The organism is Sphaerisporangium sp. NPDC051017 (assembly GCF_040683095.1).
In the GTDB taxonomy this organism is placed as follows: domain Bacteria; phylum Actinomycetota; class Actinomycetes; order Streptosporangiales; family Streptosporangiaceae; genus Sphaerisporangium.
Window position 1 is genome coordinate 1 of sequence record NZ_JBFBCI010000106.1, and the last position, 16,221, is coordinate 16,221.

Annotated in this window: 19 protein-coding genes and 3 pseudogenes; 17 read left to right on the forward strand and 5 right to left on the reverse strand. The window is 69.7% G+C overall.

Going from position 1 to position 16,221, the window contains the following annotated elements:
- The first annotated feature begins 82 nt into the window (after positions 1-82).
- On the forward strand, positions 83-307 hold the full coding sequence (locus tag AB0M95_RS39595) for a DUF6879 family protein (RefSeq protein WP_363776538.1): 225 nt from the start codon (positions 83-85) through the stop codon (positions 305-307).
- 77 nt (positions 308-384) lie between these two features.
- On the opposite strand, the gene AB0M95_RS39600 is transcribed toward AB0M95_RS39595, so the two are convergent.
- From AB0M95_RS39600 to AB0M95_RS39610, 3 genes are all read right to left on the reverse strand, one after another.
- On the reverse strand, positions 385-516 hold the full coding sequence (locus AB0M95_RS39600; protein WP_358517873.1) for a hypothetical protein: 132 nt from the start codon (positions 514-516) through the stop codon (positions 385-387).
- A gap of 167 nt (positions 517-683) precedes the next feature.
- A complete protein-coding gene (locus AB0M95_RS39605) occupies positions 684-1,109 on the reverse strand; it encodes a PIN domain-containing protein (RefSeq protein ID WP_363776491.1) in 426 nt (141 codons plus the stop codon).
- Entirely contained in the window at positions 1,106-1,384 is a 279-nt protein-coding gene (locus AB0M95_RS39610; RefSeq protein ID WP_363776494.1) for a CopG family transcriptional regulator, read from the reverse strand. The genes AB0M95_RS39605 and AB0M95_RS39610 overlap by 4 nt, the downstream gene beginning before the upstream one ends.
- A gap of 265 nt (positions 1,385-1,649) precedes the next feature.
- On the opposite strand from AB0M95_RS39610, the pseudogene AB0M95_RS39615 reads away from it, so the two are divergent.
- A pseudogene (locus tag AB0M95_RS39615) lies at positions 1,650-2,300 on the forward strand (transposase); the annotation flags it as partial.
- Between the two features lie 3 nt (positions 2,301-2,303).
- On the opposite strand, the pseudogene AB0M95_RS39620 reads toward AB0M95_RS39615, so the two are convergent.
- Together AB0M95_RS39620 and ilvN are read right to left on the reverse strand one after the other, a co-directional pair.
- Positions 2,304-2,445: pseudogene (locus tag AB0M95_RS39620) on the reverse strand (thiamine pyrophosphate-dependent enzyme); the annotation flags it as partial.
- Positions 2,446-2,531: 86 nt separating this feature from the next.
- Positions 2,532-3,119, reverse strand: coding sequence for an acetolactate synthase small subunit (gene ilvN / locus AB0M95_RS39625; RefSeq protein ID WP_363776497.1), 588 nt, complete (start codon positions 3,117-3,119; stop codon positions 2,532-2,534).
- A gap of 218 nt (positions 3,120-3,337) precedes the next feature.
- Between ilvN and AB0M95_RS39630 the strand changes: the two genes are divergently transcribed.
- From AB0M95_RS39630 to AB0M95_RS39700, 15 genes and pseudogenes are all read left to right on the forward strand, one after another.
- Entirely contained in the window at positions 3,338-4,273 is a 936-nt protein-coding gene (locus tag AB0M95_RS39630) for a sugar ABC transporter substrate-binding protein (RefSeq protein WP_363776500.1), read from the forward strand.
- Positions 4,273-5,052 (forward strand): ATP-binding cassette domain-containing protein, encoded by a 780-nt coding sequence (locus AB0M95_RS39635; RefSeq protein WP_363776503.1) that lies wholly within the window; start codon positions 4,273-4,275, stop codon positions 5,050-5,052. Before AB0M95_RS39630 ends, AB0M95_RS39635 begins: the two co-directional genes overlap by 1 nt.
- A 5-nt stretch (positions 5,053-5,057) precedes the next feature.
- Complete coding sequence (locus AB0M95_RS39640; protein ID WP_363776505.1) at positions 5,058-6,071, forward strand: ABC transporter permease; 1,014 nt, start codon at positions 5,058-5,060, stop codon at positions 6,069-6,071.
- 4 nt (positions 6,072-6,075) lie between these two features.
- Complete coding sequence (locus AB0M95_RS39645; protein WP_363776508.1) at positions 6,076-7,014, forward strand: alpha/beta hydrolase; 939 nt, start codon at positions 6,076-6,078, stop codon at positions 7,012-7,014.
- A complete protein-coding gene (locus tag AB0M95_RS39650; RefSeq protein ID WP_363776511.1) occupies positions 7,011-8,480 on the forward strand; it encodes an amidohydrolase family protein in 1,470 nt (489 codons plus the stop codon). Before AB0M95_RS39645 ends, AB0M95_RS39650 begins: the two co-directional genes overlap by 4 nt.
- A gap of 24 nt (positions 8,481-8,504) precedes the next feature.
- A complete protein-coding gene (locus tag AB0M95_RS39655) occupies positions 8,505-9,146 on the forward strand; it encodes a DJ-1/PfpI family protein (RefSeq protein WP_363776514.1) in 642 nt (213 codons plus the stop codon).
- Positions 9,147-9,320: 174 nt separating this feature from the next.
- Complete coding sequence (locus tag AB0M95_RS39660; protein WP_363776517.1) at positions 9,321-10,751, forward strand: mannitol dehydrogenase family protein; 1,431 nt, start codon at positions 9,321-9,323, stop codon at positions 10,749-10,751.
- A gap of 28 nt (positions 10,752-10,779) precedes the next feature.
- Positions 10,780-10,953, forward strand: coding sequence for a hypothetical protein (locus AB0M95_RS39665; protein ID WP_363776519.1), 174 nt, complete (start codon positions 10,780-10,782; stop codon positions 10,951-10,953).
- Positions 10,950-11,828, forward strand: coding sequence for a carbohydrate kinase (locus tag AB0M95_RS39670; RefSeq protein ID WP_363776521.1), 879 nt, complete (start codon positions 10,950-10,952; stop codon positions 11,826-11,828). Before AB0M95_RS39665 ends, AB0M95_RS39670 begins: the two co-directional genes overlap by 4 nt.
- Before the next feature lie 127 nt (positions 11,829-11,955).
- Entirely contained in the window at positions 11,956-12,204 is a 249-nt protein-coding gene (locus AB0M95_RS39675) for a hypothetical protein (protein ID WP_363776524.1), read from the forward strand.
- 32 nt (positions 12,205-12,236) lie between these two features.
- Positions 12,237-13,118: a GNAT family N-acetyltransferase gene (locus AB0M95_RS39680; RefSeq protein ID WP_363776527.1), complete on the forward strand. Its 882-nt coding sequence runs from the start codon at positions 12,237-12,239 to the stop codon at positions 13,116-13,118.
- An 8-nt stretch (positions 13,119-13,126) separates the two neighbouring features.
- Positions 13,127-13,329, forward strand: a pseudogene (locus AB0M95_RS39685) (o-succinylbenzoate synthase); the annotation flags it as partial.
- A gap of 83 nt (positions 13,330-13,412) precedes the next feature.
- The gene (locus AB0M95_RS39690) at positions 13,413-15,089 is read left to right on the forward strand and encodes a helix-turn-helix domain-containing protein (protein ID WP_363776529.1); all 1,677 of its coding nucleotides are present in this window, start codon (positions 13,413-13,415) and stop codon (positions 15,087-15,089) included.
- A gap of 126 nt (positions 15,090-15,215) precedes the next feature.
- Positions 15,216-15,476 (forward strand): hypothetical protein, encoded by a 261-nt coding sequence (locus tag AB0M95_RS39695; protein WP_363776532.1) that lies wholly within the window; start codon positions 15,216-15,218, stop codon positions 15,474-15,476.
- Between the two features lie 315 nt (positions 15,477-15,791).
- Positions 15,792-16,070 (forward strand): hypothetical protein, encoded by a 279-nt coding sequence (locus AB0M95_RS39700; protein ID WP_363776535.1) that lies wholly within the window; start codon positions 15,792-15,794, stop codon positions 16,068-16,070.
- Positions 16,071-16,221 lie beyond the last annotated feature (151 nt).

Below are 16,221 nucleotides of genomic sequence, written 5' to 3' on the forward strand. Positions count from 1 at the left end.
TAGTCAATCCAGATCATGCCAGGTCAGAGCGGCACCTTTTGTCGTTTGTGACGCTAGGTGACGTTCACCGGCGTGCCGGTGAATTCATCAGGCCGACAGGCGTCTTTACGACGACATCAGGAGCCGCGGGATCGAGTATTCGAGGATCCGTCTGGTCCAAGAGCCGCTCACCGCGTACCTGGATTATGAGCTGCTGGCCTACCGGATCCGGGCCAACCTCGGTGAGGTCATCGGAGTCGTGCGCTGCGACTCCGCGCTGAATCTGCCCAACGAGGACTTCTTCGACTGGACAATTTCGAAGCCCTGACCTGCGGCGATGCCATTTTCGGGGTCCAGTAACCGCGTTTCCATTTAGTATGACCGCACCTGGCCGCGGCAAGTGGATCAGGCGGCCCTTAGAGAGCTCAGCAGTTCGCGGTAGACGTTGTAGGCGGTCGCGGTCCGCTTGCTCGCGCCAGGAGTATCGAGCAGGGGCAGCAGATCTCGATCGGGTCGGCCGAAGCGGCGGTCGTTCATGCCGGAGTGCAGACTGGCGATGGTGGAGGCCTACGACGCGGCGACCGAGGCTGGCGCAAAGGGCGCGCTGCGTCAGTGATCTTGTCCGCTCCATAGATGGTTCACCGAGTATCTTGACCGGAACCATGTCAACGCGATGTCACACCTGGTGAGGGGAGCGTAGAAGGTCATACCTTCTTAACGACGACCGAGTCTGGGACCAGCTTCTCCAGGTCGTCTACGTCTGAGGTGAAGACGGTGACCTGCCCCTTCTGCTGCTGTGCGATGACGGCGAGCACCGCGTCGATCGCGTACTTGTGGCCGTGCAGCTTGGCATTGGCTAGTATCCGGCGAGCCTGCCGGGCTTCGTCCTTCCCGATTCCGACGACGTTGAGCCGGGACAGCACCCAGTCCCAGCGTTGCTCGGTGATCCTGCCGTCGTGCGCCTCGACCACCGTCATCGGAGACGTCACCACCTCCGCCTGCCCCCGGGCCGCGAGGTCGAGCCAGGCGATCATCTTCCTGTCGCCGCGCACGGCCAGGGACAAGGCCTCGCAGTCGAGTACGAAGATCCGCAACGGCGGTTGCTCGTGCTCACCGCTTCGCTTCCTCATGCAGCCTCTCCTGCGTTGCGCTTTCCGCCGACGCGGCGGCGCTCGTGCTCCGCGTCGAGATCTTCCAGTTCTTCGATTGCTGCCGCGCGCTCGTCTTCGGTGACCGGGCCGTATTCTTCCTCCAGCCAGTTCACCAGTTCCAGCAACCGGTCCCGGTCACGCTTGAAGCGCAACGCCTCGGCGACGTACGCCGACAGGCCCCGCTCTGCCGCATCCGTGCGGATCTCGTCGAGGAGTTCCTCGGGGATCGTCACCGTTACCTTCTTCGTCGCCATACTTGAGACCATACTTCAGGTGTCGGTCTTCTTACCAGCTCTGGTGGCCGCTCGCTGTGATCCCGTACGAGGTTGTTCGGCGTACGTGCGCGTCTGGGCAGACTGGCGACGGGGCGCCCGGTAGGTTCGCGTCCACGGGGATGGTGTGCGGGTGATCTAGCCCTTCGACTGGTACGGGGGAGATCCATGTGACACGAGACGGCCACTCCGTAATCCTTCGATTCGCACATTTAGACATGAAGGGGACGAAGTGGCCGTCAATGACATTGTGCCTGCTGTCGGAGAGTACGTCGAGGACACCCTGGCCGCAGCGAGCCCGGACCTGCTCCGGACGATGATCCGCGAGTTCGCACAGCGGATGATGGACGCCGAGGTGGAGCAGCTGTGCGGCGCCGGCTATGGCGAGGTCGGCAGCGAGCGGGTCAACACCCGCAACGGCTACCGCACCCGGCCGTGGGATACCCGTGCCGGCAGCATCGAACTGGCCGTGCCCCGGCTGCGGCAGGGCTCCTACTTCCCGGACTTCCTGCTGGACAAGCGGCGCCGGGCCGAGCGGGCGCTCACCTCGGTGGTGGCGACCTCCTACCTGCTGGGCGTCTCGACCCGGTGGGTGGAGAAGCCGGCCGAGGCGATGGGCATCACCAGTCTGTCCAAGTCGCAGGTCTCGGCGATGGCCGCCGAACTGGACGGCATGGTGGAGCAGTTCCGCTCCCGGCCGCTGGACGGCGGACCCTACACCTTCGTCTGGATCGACGCACTGACCCAGAAGGTGCGCGAGGGCGGACGCACGGTCACGGTGCACGCCCTGGTGGCCACCGGCGTCAACGCCGACGGCCGGCGGGAGATCCTCGGCCTGGACGTCGTCTCCTCCGAGGACGGCGCGGGCTGGCTGGCGTTCTTGCGCGGCCTGGTCGCCCCAATCGGTCTCGCGAAGCGCCTGCGCCGATCCGACCTGGGCGGCCTCCTGGCCGCGGCTCGACAGCCACAGCCCAAGTTCGCCCTGCCGCTGCAGGTGGTAACGCCTCCTGGTCGAAACGACGCGCCAGGACCATCTCGCGATAGAAGGACCGGGCCAGCTCCGGTGTGACGCGGACCTCTGGTCCGCCGTCCGGGTCGACCGTGCCGTCGGGCCTGAGGAACTGGTGTGTCATGCCGGCACCACGCTCGGTGGTGCGACCGAGCTCGACCGGGACGCCGGGCCTCGCGCCCGTCGCACGCCGATCGCCCCGGATCGTGCGATCTCGGCAACCCCGAACGGCTCGACCAGATCAAGGAACTCCCGCTCTCGCCGTGGCGTCCCGGTGAACGAGAGCGTCACGGTCTTCGCGGCGACCTCAACGATCTCGGCGCCGAGCGCACGCGCCGGTTCCAGCAGCTGAGCCCGGTCCGCGCTGGTGACCGCGTTGACGGTCACCAAGGTGGCGGACCGGTGGTGCGCGAGGTCGTCCGTCAGGACGACCACCTTCGTGACGCCGACGATCCGGTTGATCCGGTTCAGGAGCATGCTGATCGCCGCCGGGTCCGTTGTCGCCACGGTCAGCTGTACCCGGCAGGTGTTGTCGTCGAGGGCGGCGTTGATCGAGCTGACGTCGGCGAGGCGATGCGCGAGCATTCCGACCAACTCGCTCAGCAAGCGTGTCTGGCCGATCCCGGAGACACAGATGACACACGACGGCACGGCGACTCCCATCACCCGGCGAAGCGGCGTTGAACCTGGCATGGATCGTCTAGGCATCTCGGAGCCGCAACCTCGTCGCGGGGGCCAAATAGCACCGCTCAGGTTTGGGCGATCGAACCAACTCGCGCAGGCCAGGTGGCGGGATGATGCTTCACCAATCAAACCCCCCCGCCACGGCCTGGGCCGCGGTTACCGTCCGGGAGGAGCCCCATATGACCGCCACTACGGCCGCACGGCTCGGTCGCCTCCGCATCTACACGGCGCTTTCGACGTCGGTGCTCGTCTTCGCCGGTCTGGCTGGTTGCGCCGGCCAGGATTCAGCTACCGGCGGCTCCCCGTCCTCGGGAAATCCGAAGGCCATGACGATCCAGTTCGTCAACCCGCTGCCCAGCTACCCGGCATGGCGGCAGATCGGTGACTGTATGAAGGATGAGGCCAAGAAGCGCGGAGCCGACTTCACCGAGAGCGGCCCGACCGGCCAGGCATTGGACGCGAGCGCCATGATCCAGCAAGTGCAGCAGGCCACAGCCAACAAGAAAGACGTGATCATCACATTCCCGGCCAGCGAGGGCTTCACCCAGGTGCTCAAGCAGGCCCAGGCCGCGGGCGTTGTGACGGGGACCTTCTATGGTCCCGGTGGCAAGGACAGCGGCGCTGACGTCAATGCCGGTCCGGACTGGGGGGAAATCGGCGAGACGCTGGTAGGCGCGGTCGCGGCTCTGCCCGGTCAGCACGTGCTCGGGCTCGTCGCGCAGGGCAACACCGGGCTCGGCAAGTCGTGGCTGGACGGGGTCAAGGGTGCGGCCGCGAAGACCGGCAACGTGTCCATCGCGGGCGAGGTGTACACCGCCGATGACGCGGCGAAGGCGCTTCCGCAGGTCAACGCGCTCCTCACGGCCCACCCCGACATCACCGAGATCGTCACCCACATGGGCACGGTCACGCCGGGCGCGGTTTCGGCGATCAAGTCTCGCAAGCTCCAGGGCAAGACCTTCCTGCTCGCCGGCGGTCACGACAACGGCGGGCTTGAGGCCGTCAAGGAGGGCACGGCGAACCTGATGCTGATGCAGGACGTCTGTACGCTCGGCAGGCAAATGGTCGACGGGGTCGTCGACGTCCACGACGGCAAGCCGGCACCCGAGGTCCCCGTCCACGTCAAGGTCGTCGGCAAGGACGAGGTGCAGGCCTACCTCGACAAGGGATGGGTCTGATGAGCGTTCCCGCCCTTCGACTGCGTGGGGTGCGCAAGTACTTCGGCTCCGTATCGGCGCTGGAAGACGTCCGCTTTGACGCCTACGGCGGTGAGGTGCACGCGATCGTCGGTGACAACGGCGCCGGGAAATCCACGACGATCAAGATCGTCGCGGGTATTCATCGGGCCGACGAGGGCGAGGTGCTCGTCAACGGCGAGGAGGTGGGCCAGGTCCGTTCGGCGGCCGATGCTCAGGCACACGGCATCGCTGTCGTGTATCAGGACCTTGCTCTTGTCGAGTGCCTCGACATCGCGCACAACATGGCGCTTGGCAACCTGCCACGCAAGTTCGGCATCGTGCTTGACCGTCGCCGGATGGAGCGGGAGGCAGCCCAGGTCCTCAAGGACCTCAAGGTGCGGGTGGGGAACGTGCGCACTCCGGTCGGCTTGCTGTCCGGTGGTCAGCGGCAGGTCGTCGCGGTCGCCCGCGCCGTCCGGATGAACAAGCCGATCATGCTCCTCGACGAGCCGACGGCCGCGCTCGGCGTCCAGGAGACCGCGCACGTCGGCGAAATCATCGACGAACTCCGGGCGTCGGGGAAGGCGGTCGTCATCGTCAGCCACGATCTGGAGTTCGTCTTCTCCCACGCCGACCGGGTGACGGTCCTCCGGCTCGGCCGGACCGTCGGCACCCGGCGGGTCACCGAAGTCGGTCGCGAGGAAATCATCGGCATGATCACCGGCGCCGTCCCGCCCGACCGACCGGACGACCCGGTCCACGACTACGAAGTGGCATGATGACCGTGACCGCGACAACCCGAACCGCTCAAGAACGAGACACCGACCACGGAGGCGAGCGGGACAGCCTGCTGACGAAGATCCTCGTGCGGCAGGAGACCACGCTGCTGCTGGTCATGCTGGTGATCGGGGTCTTCGCCGCGTCTCGCTCCAGTCTGTTCCTCTCCCCGGACAACCTGTCCGAGATACTTCGCAGCAGCGTCATCTACTTCGTGATCGCCTGCGGCGCCGCGATGCTGATCATCGGCGGTGGTCTGGACTTCTCGGCCGGTGCCGTGTTCACGCTGGGTGCCCTGTCCACCTGCACACTCCTTGTCAACGGAGTTCCCTGGCCGCTGGCGGTACTCGTCGGGATGGCGATCTGCTGCGCGGTCGGGGGGGTGAACTTCGCGGTCATCACGTATCTGCACGTGCCGCCGATCATCGCGACCATCGGGACGTTCTACATGCTCACCGGCATCAACAACCTGGTGACGGGCGGCTCCGACGTCCTGCCGCTTCCAGAGAGCTTCCAGTGGATCGGGCAGGGCAGCGTTGCCGGCGTGCCGAACGACGTGCTCATCGCCATTGTCGTCGGCGTCGTGTTCTGGTTCCTGCTCGAGCGCACCCGGTTCGGCGTCAACGTCCGCGCGCTCGGCGGCAACCGTCAGGCCGCGGTCGGGAACGGACTGCGGGTCTTCCGGCTCGACCTGGCGCTGTACGTGATCGCCGCCGCGACGGCCGCTCTCGCGGGCATGATCTACTCCGCCCGGGTGGGCGCCGGGCAGGTCACCGCCGGCGGTACGTCGATCACCCTCAACGCGATCACCGCAGTGCTCATCGGGGGCGTCAGCCTGATGGGCGGCATGGGCACCATCCAGGGCATCGCGGTGGGTGCCGTCCTGCTGTCGCTCATCGACAACGCTCTGGTGCTTGCGAGCGTCCCGCCGCAGTACAACAGCATCGTGGTCGGCGCGATCTTGGTCTGTGCGGTTGCCGTCGATCATCTGCGCCGGGCCCGGATCTATCGGAAGAGGTAAAGCCATGAACGAGATGCCCATCGATCCCGACGTCATCAAGCTGCTCGACGAGCTCGGACCACCCGCGCCCGTCTCCGCCGCGGACCTGACCGCCGAAGAACTCCGTCAGGGGATGCGCGACGCGATCGCGATCTTCACCCGCGACGCCGAGCCCATCGCGGTGCACCGCGTCACCGACGAGCTCGTGACGGGCCGCGGCGGGGAGATACCGGTGCGCGTCTACAGCCCCGAGACGCCCAGTTCGGTCATCGTGTACATGCACGGCGGCGCGTGGATCTCCGGTGACATCGACACCCACGACCTCGTCACGCGGCGGCTCAGCCGCGACACCGGAGCCGTCGTGGTCTCGGTCGACTACCGGATGTTGCCGGAACACCCGTTCCCGGCGCCGTTCGACGACGCCTGCGACGCCGTTGCCTGGGCCGGAGCGCTGCGGCCCGATCTGCCGTTCCTCGTCGCCGGCGACAGCGCGGGCGGCACCCTCGCGGCGTGCGTCGCGTTGCGGGCGCGCGACGAGCACGGCCCTCGCGTCGACGCTCAGGTGCTGGTGTACCCGGGCATCGACGACGACCTCGAAGCGCCCAGCATGCTCGCCTTCCGCGACGGTCCGCGGATCAGCCTCGACGACCTCCGGTTCTTCCTCCAGCAGTACGCATCGCATGAAGCGGCCCTCGGCTCGCCCTACGCCTTGCCGGGGCGGGCCACGTCGCTGGCCGGCCTGCCGCCCGCCGTCGTCGTCATCGCCGGGCACGACCTGTTGCGGTCGGCCAACGAGGACTACGCAAGACGGTTGCGGGACGCCGGGGTCCCCGTGACAGTCCAGCTCGATCCCGAGCTCGTCCACGGCTGGATCGACTTCGCGCCGCGCGTGCCGTCGGCCGATCGCGCCTTCGGCCGCCTCACCGACAGCGTCAACGACCTCATCGTCCGAGTCACCGCGTGACGTACGACGTCGTGATCCGAGGGGGTCGAGTCATCGATCCCGAGAGTGGGCTGGACGGCGTCCGCAACGTCGGCCTGGCCGGCGGCCGGATCGCCGCCGTTTCCGAGGCAGACCTGATCGGCCGGCGGTGGATAGACGCGCGTGGGCTCGTGGTCGCTCCCGGGTTCATCGACCTGCACAGCCATGGGCAAGGCATTGCCGAGGGCCGGCTGCAGGCGCTCGACGGCGTCACCACGGCGCTCGAGCTCGAAGCGGGCGTCGCCCCGGTGTCGGCCGCCTACGTGAGGGCCGCCGCCGAGGGCCGACCCGTCAATTACGGGTACTCGGCCTCCTGGTCGTCGCTGCGCATGCATGTGGTCGGCGGCGCACCGCTCTCCGGGGGCGCGGACGGATCTCTCGACGGCCTCGGATCAGACGCGTGGCGCGCGCCCGCCGCACCGGCCCAACTCGCCGCGATGCTGCGCATGCTGGAGCGCGAGCTCGCCGACGGGGCACTTGGGATCGGCGTCCTGCTGGGGTATGCGCCCGCGACCGATCCGGCCGAGTTCGTCGAGGTCGCAAGGCTTGCGGCGGCGGCGGGAGTGCCGGTGTTCACCCATGCGCGGCCACTCATCGAACAGGATCCCGGAGTCGTCGTCGACGGTGCCGAGGAGCTGACGAGGGTGGCCGGCGAAACCTCCGTGCATATGCATTACTGCCACGTCAACTCCACGTCGACACGCCACCTGGACCGAGTCCAGGCGTTGATCGAGGCGGTCCGTGCCGAGGGCGCCAACGTGACCAGCGAGATCTATCCCTACGGGTCGGGCATGAGCGCGATCGGGTCCGACTACTTCCATCCCGATCGGCTGCATGTCCTGGGTGCGACGGGTACGCCCCGGGACGTGATCTACGCACGGACCGGGGAGACGGTCGCCTCGGTCGATCGCCTGCTCGAACTGCGAGCAGCCGACCCATCGGGCCTGGCGTTCATCACATTGTTGGATGAGTCCACGGATCGCATCGCTCGAATGTGTGCATTGCCGTACGCGGCCATCGCTTCCGACGCCCTGCCGTTCGTCATCGAGGACGGCCACGCCTACGACCCGATGCAGTGGCCGCCACCGAAGTTCGTCAAGACCCACCCGCGCAGCGCCGGCACCTATGGCCGTACCTTGCGGATCGCGGTGCGCGAAACGGGCGTCCTGTCGCTGCCCGAAGCGATCGCCAAGTGCACCCTGCAACCGGCGCGGATCGTCGAGCAGGCCGCGCCCGCGATGCGGCGCAAGGGCAGGATTCAGCCCGGTTGCGATGCGGATGTGGTGGTGTTCGACGCGGAGCGGGTCACCGATGCGGCGACCTACCAGCATTCGGTGCGTCCCTCGACGGGGTTCGCCCACGTGATCGTCAACGGCGAATCGGTCGTCAGCGACGGCAGGTTGCAAGAGCAGGCCCTACCCGGCCGGCCCGTCAGGGGCCGACGGTGAGCGCACAACTGAAGGAGCGCTGACATGCAGGTCGCCATCGTTCTCTATCCTGGCTTCACCGCGCTGGACGTTGTCGGGCCGTATGAGGTCCTGGGCCGTCTCCCGGACACCGAGGTCGTTTTCGTCGCCGAGCAGCCCGGCCTCGTCCGCAACGACCTGAAGAGCCTGTCGATCAACGTCGTCGCGACGCTTGCCGACGTGACGGACCCCGGCGTGGTCCTCATCGGAGGGGGCCCGGGCCAGTCCGAGCAAATGTCCGACGGCACGTTGCACGAGTGGTTGCGAACGGTCGACCGGACCACTGCGTGGACGGCTTCGGTCTGCACCGGGTCCTTGATTCTCGCCGGCGCCGGAGTCCTCAGGGCTCGCCGGGCAACGACCCACTGGGCCGCGCTCGAGCAGCTCGTCGAGTTCGGTGTGACGCCGTCGAAGGAGCGGGTCGTCATCGACGGTCACTACGCGACCGCCGCGGGCATATCGGCGGGCATCGACATGGGTTTGACCCTGGCCGGTTCGATCGCGGGCGACGACGTGGCGCAGACCGTGCAGCTCATCATCGAGTACGCGCCGGAGCCGCCGTACAACGCGGGCTCCCTGGACTCCGCTCCGGCGGCCGTCGTCGAGAGCGCGACGAAGAAATTGTCGGCGCGATTTCCCGCCCGCTAGCACCGGCGTCGTCTCGGGCGCCCCCATGACGTATCGAAGCAACGGTTTCGCCGCCCGATTCGCCTGCGCGGCACCGTAGAACAGACCCCGACTCGGATGTCGACCGGGCGGCGCGGGACCGGAAGTCCACTCGGCCGCCGGATGAGCCGCGCCCAATGCAATCGAGGAGAGTCTATGTTGAGCAGGTACGACCGGTCCGGCCTTTCTGTCGGGATCGTCCACTTCGGCGTCGGGAACTTCCACCGATCGCACCAGGCCATGTACCTCGACCGGCTGTTCGAGCGAGGCGAGGATCTCGACTGGGCGATCTGCGGCGTCGGCCTGCTGCCCGGCGACCGGCGCATGCGGGACGCCCTCGCCGGCCAGGACACGACCTACACGCTGGTCGAGCGCCGGCCGGACGGGTCGACCGGCACCCGCACCATCGGCTCGATCGTGGAGTACCTCTTCGGCCCGGACGATCCCGAGCGGGTGCTGGAACGGCTCGCCGACCCGGCCACCCGGATCGTCTCGCTGACGATCACCGAGGGCGGCTACAACACCAGCGACACCACCGGCGAGTTCGACGAGTCGGACCCCGGCGTGCGGCAGGACCTGCGGCCCGGCGCGGCGCCGGCCACCGTCTTCGGCTACGTCGTCGAGGGCCTCGCCCGCCGCCGCGCCCGCGGCATCCCGCCCTTCACCGTCATGTCGTGCGACAACCTGCCCGGCAACGGCGACGTGGCCCGCAAGGCGTTCGTCGCCTACGCGCGGCTGCGCGATCCCGGCCTCGGCGACTGGATCGACGCGACCGTCGCGTTCCCCAACGGCATGGTCGACCGGATCACGCCGGTCACCACCGACGCCGACCGGGCGTTCGTGGCCCAGGAGTTAGCCGTCGAGGATGCCTGGCCGGTGCTGTGCGAGCCGTTCGTCCAGTGGGTCCTGGAGGATCACTTCACGCTGGGGCGGCCCGCCTTCGAACGCGTCGGCGTCCAGGTCGTCGCCGACGTGACGCCCTACGAGCTGATGAAGCTGCGGCTGCTCAACGCGAGTCACCAGGCCCTGGCGTACCCCGGCTACCTGCTCGGGCACCGCCTGGCCCACGAGGCCGCCGCAGACCCGCGGCTGGTCGAGCTGCTCACCCGGTACATGGACGAGGAGGCCACCCCGACGCTGCGGCCGGTGCCGGGCATCGACCTCGCCGCCTACAAGCGCTCGCTCCTCGACCGGTTCGCCAACCCGTACATTCGCGACACCCTGGCCCGGCTGGCCACCGATGCCTCGGACCGCATCCCGAAGTTTCTTCTGCCGGTCGCGCACGACCGGGTCCGGCTCGGCCGGTCGGCGCCGATGGCCGCGCTGGTGGTCGCGGGCTGGGCCGTGTTCGCCGCGGACGTCGACGAGCCCGGCGCGCCGGACCGGCAGCGCGCGGCCGTCGCCGCGGCCGTGCACCGCCAGCAGGCGGACCCGATCGGATTCCTGCGCGACACCGATCTGTTCGGCGACCTCGCCGAACGGCCGATCTTCGCCGACGCGTTCGCCGCGAGCTACCGCGACATCCGGGCGGGCGGCATCGCCGCCGCCCTCGCGGCCGGCCTCGGCACGCCCGCCGAGGTCTGCTGATCCCTCGCCCCGTCATGAGAGGAAAGCCATGTCCCCAGCACTACGGGGCCGTTGGTCGCGTGCCGCCAGGGCACTCGCGATCCTGGCAATACCGCCGTCGGCGCCGGCGCTGACGGCCTGCGGCGGTGACACCGGCGACAGCGCGAGCACCGCCACCGCCCTGACGATCGGCTGCGTGCGCCTGGACGAGGTCGTGTCGTGACGAACCGATTCGTGTTCGTGGTCGGCGAGGCGCTCATCGATGTCATCGTCCGTCCCGGCGGTACCGACGAGGTCCCGGGCGGCAGCCCGGCCAACGTCGCCCGGGGCCTCGCCCGGCTCGGCGTGCCGACCGCGTTGCTCACCAGCATCGGCGACGACGACCACGGTCGGCTCGTGCTGCGGCATCTCACCGGCGCCGGCGTCGACGTGCTGCCCGCGAGCGTCCACCATGGACGGACGGCGACCGCAACGGCGACCGTCGACGCCTCGGGCGACGCCCGCTACGTCTTCGACATCGACTGGGACATCGAAACGGCCGCGATCCCGGACGGGGCCGCCGTCGTGCACACCGGCTCGATCGCCGCCTTCCTGGAGCCGGGCGCCGGCAAGGTCCGCGCGCTGCTGCGCGACCTGCGGGGGCGGGCGACGCTGACCTTCGACCCGAACGTCCGCCCCGCGATCCTCGGCACCGATCCCGCCCCGGCCCGGGCGACCTTCGAGGCCGTGGCGTCGCTCGTCGACGTGGTCAAGCTCAGCGCCGAGGACGCCGGCTGGCTCTACCCCGGCCGCCCGCTGGACGCGGTCGCCGAGCACATCGCCGGCGCCGGTCCCCGGCTCGTCGCCGTGACGCGCGCCGCCGCCGGCTCCACGCTCCACGCCCCCGGGCACGTCGTGCGCATCGGCCCGGCCGCGGTTGACGTCGTCGACACGGTCGGCGCGGGGGACAGCTACATGGCCGGGCTGATCCTCGGCCTGCTCGAAACACCGCCGGCCGCACTGGACCGGCTTGGCGCCGTCGCCGCCGCTGCCGCCTCCTACACCGTGTCCCGCCGGGGCGCCGAGCTGCCCCGGTACCGCGACCTCGAGACAGACTGATCATATGTTCGTCACGGACGACCAAGCGCTCGCCGCCAAGTTGTCGAGAACGATGAACGCAGCCGCGGGCCCGGTTCCTAGCGTGGTCGCATATGAGAGACCTCCACGATGTCCCGCGGGCAGGCTGATGGCCGCCCTCTCAGACCTGCTCGCCGACGCCCGCGCCCTGATCGAGTGCGAGTCGCCGTCGGCCGACCTCGTCGGCACGCCGACCCTGGACGACCTCGGCGCGGTCGGTGGCGGCGCCCACGCCCCCGGCGAGCACGTGCTGGTGGACAGGCTGCCCGGCCGGACCGCGCTGCTGCGCGCGCTGGTCGAGGACCTGCCGGCCGACTCGACGAACCCGATCGGCGCGCCAGGTGCGGCCCGACCGTGACACCCCCGAACGAGCCGAGGAGCATGAACATCGTGACCGACAGCAGCGTGGCGCCCGCCGCCGCGGGGCCGGAGCTCGACCACGCCGCCCGGGCCGCGGAGGGCGCCGCCCGAGCGGCCGGCGTTTTGGTGCGCGAGCTCACGGGCCTCGACGACCTGGACGGCGTGATCGGGTTACTCGCCACCATCTGGGGCCGCTCGGACAACCCGCAGATGACGATCGAGCTCCTGCGCGCCCTGAGCAAGGCCGGCAACTACGTGGCCGGCGCCTTCGAGCGCGACCGCCTGGTCGGTGCCTGCGTGGGTTTCTTCCACGCCCCGGCGGAGGAGGCGCTGCACAGCCACATCGCCGGCGTCTCGGCGCGGGCCACCGGCCGCGGCATCGGCTTCGCGCTCAAACTGCACCAGCGGGCATGGGCGCTACGGTGCGATGTCCCCGAGATCGCCTGGACCTTCGACCCGCTGGTGGCCCGTAACGCCTACTTCAACGTGGTCAAGCTGGCCGCGCGGCCGGCCGAGTACCTGCCCAACTTCTACGGTCCGATGCTCGACGCCATCAACGGCGCCGAGGACTCCGACCGGCTCCTGATGCGCTGGCCGCTGCGCGACCCCGCAGTGGTCGCCGCCTGCACCGGGGGCGGCACCGGCACCGTCGCCGCGGACGAGCTCGCGGCGGGCGCCGTCACGGCGCTGAGCATGGGGGCGGACGGCGCTCCCGAGCCCGGCCGGCTCGACGGCGCGACCTCGCTCGTGGCCGTACCCCCGGACATCGAGGGTCTCCGCACGGCCGACCCGGGGATGGCGCGGCGCTGGCGGGTCGCCGTGCGCGACGCGCTCACCGGCCTCGCCGCCCGTGGCGGCCGGATCGAGGGCTTCGACCGCACCGGTTGGTACGTCGTACGGAGGGATGCATGAAACTCACCAACGTGGCGCTCGCCGCGCTGCCCGGGTTCACCTTGCCCGGCGACACGTCGGCGTCCGGGCGGTACTACGCCGCGGACATCACCGAGCCGTTCGTGCTCGACGGCGGCCACCTCGCCGTCCCGGCCGGCCCGGCCTCGGCGTGGCGCCGGTGCCGGACCGCCTCGCCGAGATGACCACCGCGTCCGAGTGGCTCACCGGCTGAGTACGTCGGATCAGACGAAGAACACGGGCGCGATTCATAGGGGCCGACTAGTCGTCGACCAAGGCGTGGCATATCGTCGGCAAATGGCGCACACCAACGACGCGCGCCCCCGCGCGAGCCTGGGCCGGGTCCTCGACGACCTGGGCTCCACGCTGCTCGACCTCGTCCACGGCGACCCCGACCGCCCCGGTGAGATCGGGGGTCTGGTCATCCACGACCCGCTGGATCAGCCGATGCTGCCGCCCCACGCGCTCGTGCTCGGCGTAGGGGTCGACGCACCCGGCGAGATCGCGGCGCTGCTGCGCGCGCTCGGCCGGCGGCGGGCGGTGGCGCTGGTGCTCAGGGCGCCGGTCCCGCTCACCGACGAGGTGCGGGTCGCCGCCGACGAGGCGGGCGTGGCCGTGCTCGGGCTCAGCCGGGGCGCGCCGTGGGGCCACCTGAGTGAGATGCTGCGCTCCCTGCTCGTCGGCGGCGACGGCGTGGATCCGGCGGAGTCGCTCGGCGGGCTGCCCGCGGGCGACCTGTTCGCGGTCGCCAACGCGGTCGCGTCGCTGCTCGACGCGCCGATCACCATCGAGGACCGCAACTCCCGGGTGCTCGCCTTCTCCGTCCGCCAGGACGAGGCCGACCCGTCCCGGGTCGAGACCATCCTGGGCCGGCAGGTGCCGGAGCGGTACTTCCGGAATCTCCGCGAGCGCGGGGTCTTCCAGGACCTGCTCCGCGACGACCGGCCCATCTACATCGAGCCCGTCCCCGGCGACAACAGCGGCCTGACGATGCCCCGCGTGGCCATCGGGGTGCGCGCCGGCGACCAGGTGCTGGGCTCGATCTGGGCGGCGGTGCCCGGGCCGCTGAGCGAGGAGCGCCACGAGGCGCTGCGCGAGTCGGCCAAGCTGGTCGCCCTGCACCTGCTGCGGGTCCGGGCCGGCGCCGACGTGCAGCGGCGGCTGCGGGCCGACCTGCTGCGCTCGGCGCTGGAGGGCGGCGCGGGCGCGGGCGCGGCGCTGGAGCGGCTGGGGCTCGCGGGCCGCCCTCTGCTGGTGCTGGGGGTGGCCCTCGACGAGCGCGACCGGCACCGCGACGACGACGGCGGCGGCGCGGCCGTGGTCCACGACCGGCAGCGGCTCGGCGACGCGTTCGCCCTGCACCTGTCCGCCTTCCACCCGATCTCGGCGGTCGCCGAGATCGGCGAGGTCACCTACGGCCTGGTGCCGGTGGCCGGCACCGGGGACCGGGCCGGGACGCGCGCGGAGCGGACCCTGCAGGACTTCCTGGACCGAGTCGGCGACCGGCTGCCCGCGGTCGCCGCCGTGGGACCGGCCGCGCTGGACCTCTCGGGCGTGGCCCACAGCCGCTCCTGGGTGGACCGGGTTCTGCGAGTGCTGCGCGAGCGGCGCGGCCACCGGCGCATCGGCAGCCTCGACGAGCTGCAGGGCGAGGCCCTGATCATCGAGATGCGCGACCTCGCCGCCGCCCGCGGCGACGAACCGACCGGCGCCCTGGCCCGCCTGGTCGACTACGACCGCCGGCACCACGCCTACCTGGTCCAGACGCTGCGCGCCTGGCTCGACGCCTTCGGCGACGTCGCCGCGGCCGCCGACTCGGTCTTCGTCCACCAGAACACCTTCCGCTACCGGCTGCGGCGGGTCGCCGAGGTCGGCCGGATCGACCTGGCCGACCCCGACCAGCGCTTCGCCGTGATGCTCCAGCTCCGGGTGCTCCGCGTCGGTTCCCTGCCCGACCCGGTCGCCGACGCGTGACGACCGCCGCCGCTGATTCCGCATGCCGCCGCTGTCGCGCCCGGCGGACCCGCCCGGCCGCCTTCACTGCGCGGCCTCGCTGACCGAACACCTCCTCGCAGACCGCAAACCCAAGCCCCTGTGACTGTGGTCCACAGTGACGACCTGGACCGACTCTGGTGGACCTACCTCCGCCGATTCGATCTCGAACATACGTTCAGATTCTGCAAGCAGGTCCTTGGCCTCACCCGGCCCCGGCTACCCCACCCCGAGCAGGCCGACCGCTGGGCCTGGCTTGTCCTGGTCGCCTACGCCCAAGTCCGACTCGCCCGCACCCTCGCCGTCGACCTGCATCATCCCTGGCAGCGAGCCCTCCCCGCCGACCGGCTGACCCCAGCCCGCGTCTGAAGGGGATTTCGCCGCGTTTGGCCGAGCCTCGCCCGCCCGGGCAGCGCACCCAACATGTGAACTCAATCCACGGCAGATCGATGAGGGGGCGTGGTTGCGCGGTCCAGGATCTCTGTGTGAACGGTGCGCCGAGGCCCCGCGTGAGAGGGCGAAGGACCCGGCCGCGCGGCCGTGCCGGACGCTGACCCCTCCGTCCCGCACCCGGACATCGCATCGTCGAGGCGCGCCGGACTTCCCTTATTGGTTTGCTGTTAATCGCCGTGACAGGTCGTCACTTAACCTGCCTATGGATTGTCATGTTCATTATTGCGTGATATGGCTGCGTTCAACCGATACGTCATATGCGAGGAAGCCATGAGAGCTGTCAGGCGGCTTGGTATCACTCCGCAAGAGCGTGGCGACACTACTGCCGTCAGTGGCTCACCGGATATCCTTGAGTTGGACGACGGGAGCTTCGCCGTCATCGGGACCGATATCACCGATCAGATCGGGATCCAACCTCTAGGCGACGCGAGATGCGCTGCTGATGAGCGGATCGTCCGGATCTCCCGAGCCACCCTCATATCGGCGAAGAAAGACATTCCGGACAGCTAGATGATTCCACCTCAATGGGCGACGCGCACCGGCAGGCGGCTGACCCTCGATCAGTTCGGGCAGCAGTTCTCGAAGGCTTGGTCGCGGATCGAATGGCGGTTTCTCAAACTCGAATGTTGGCAGGCGTACGAGGAGCTTGATACCAACAAGT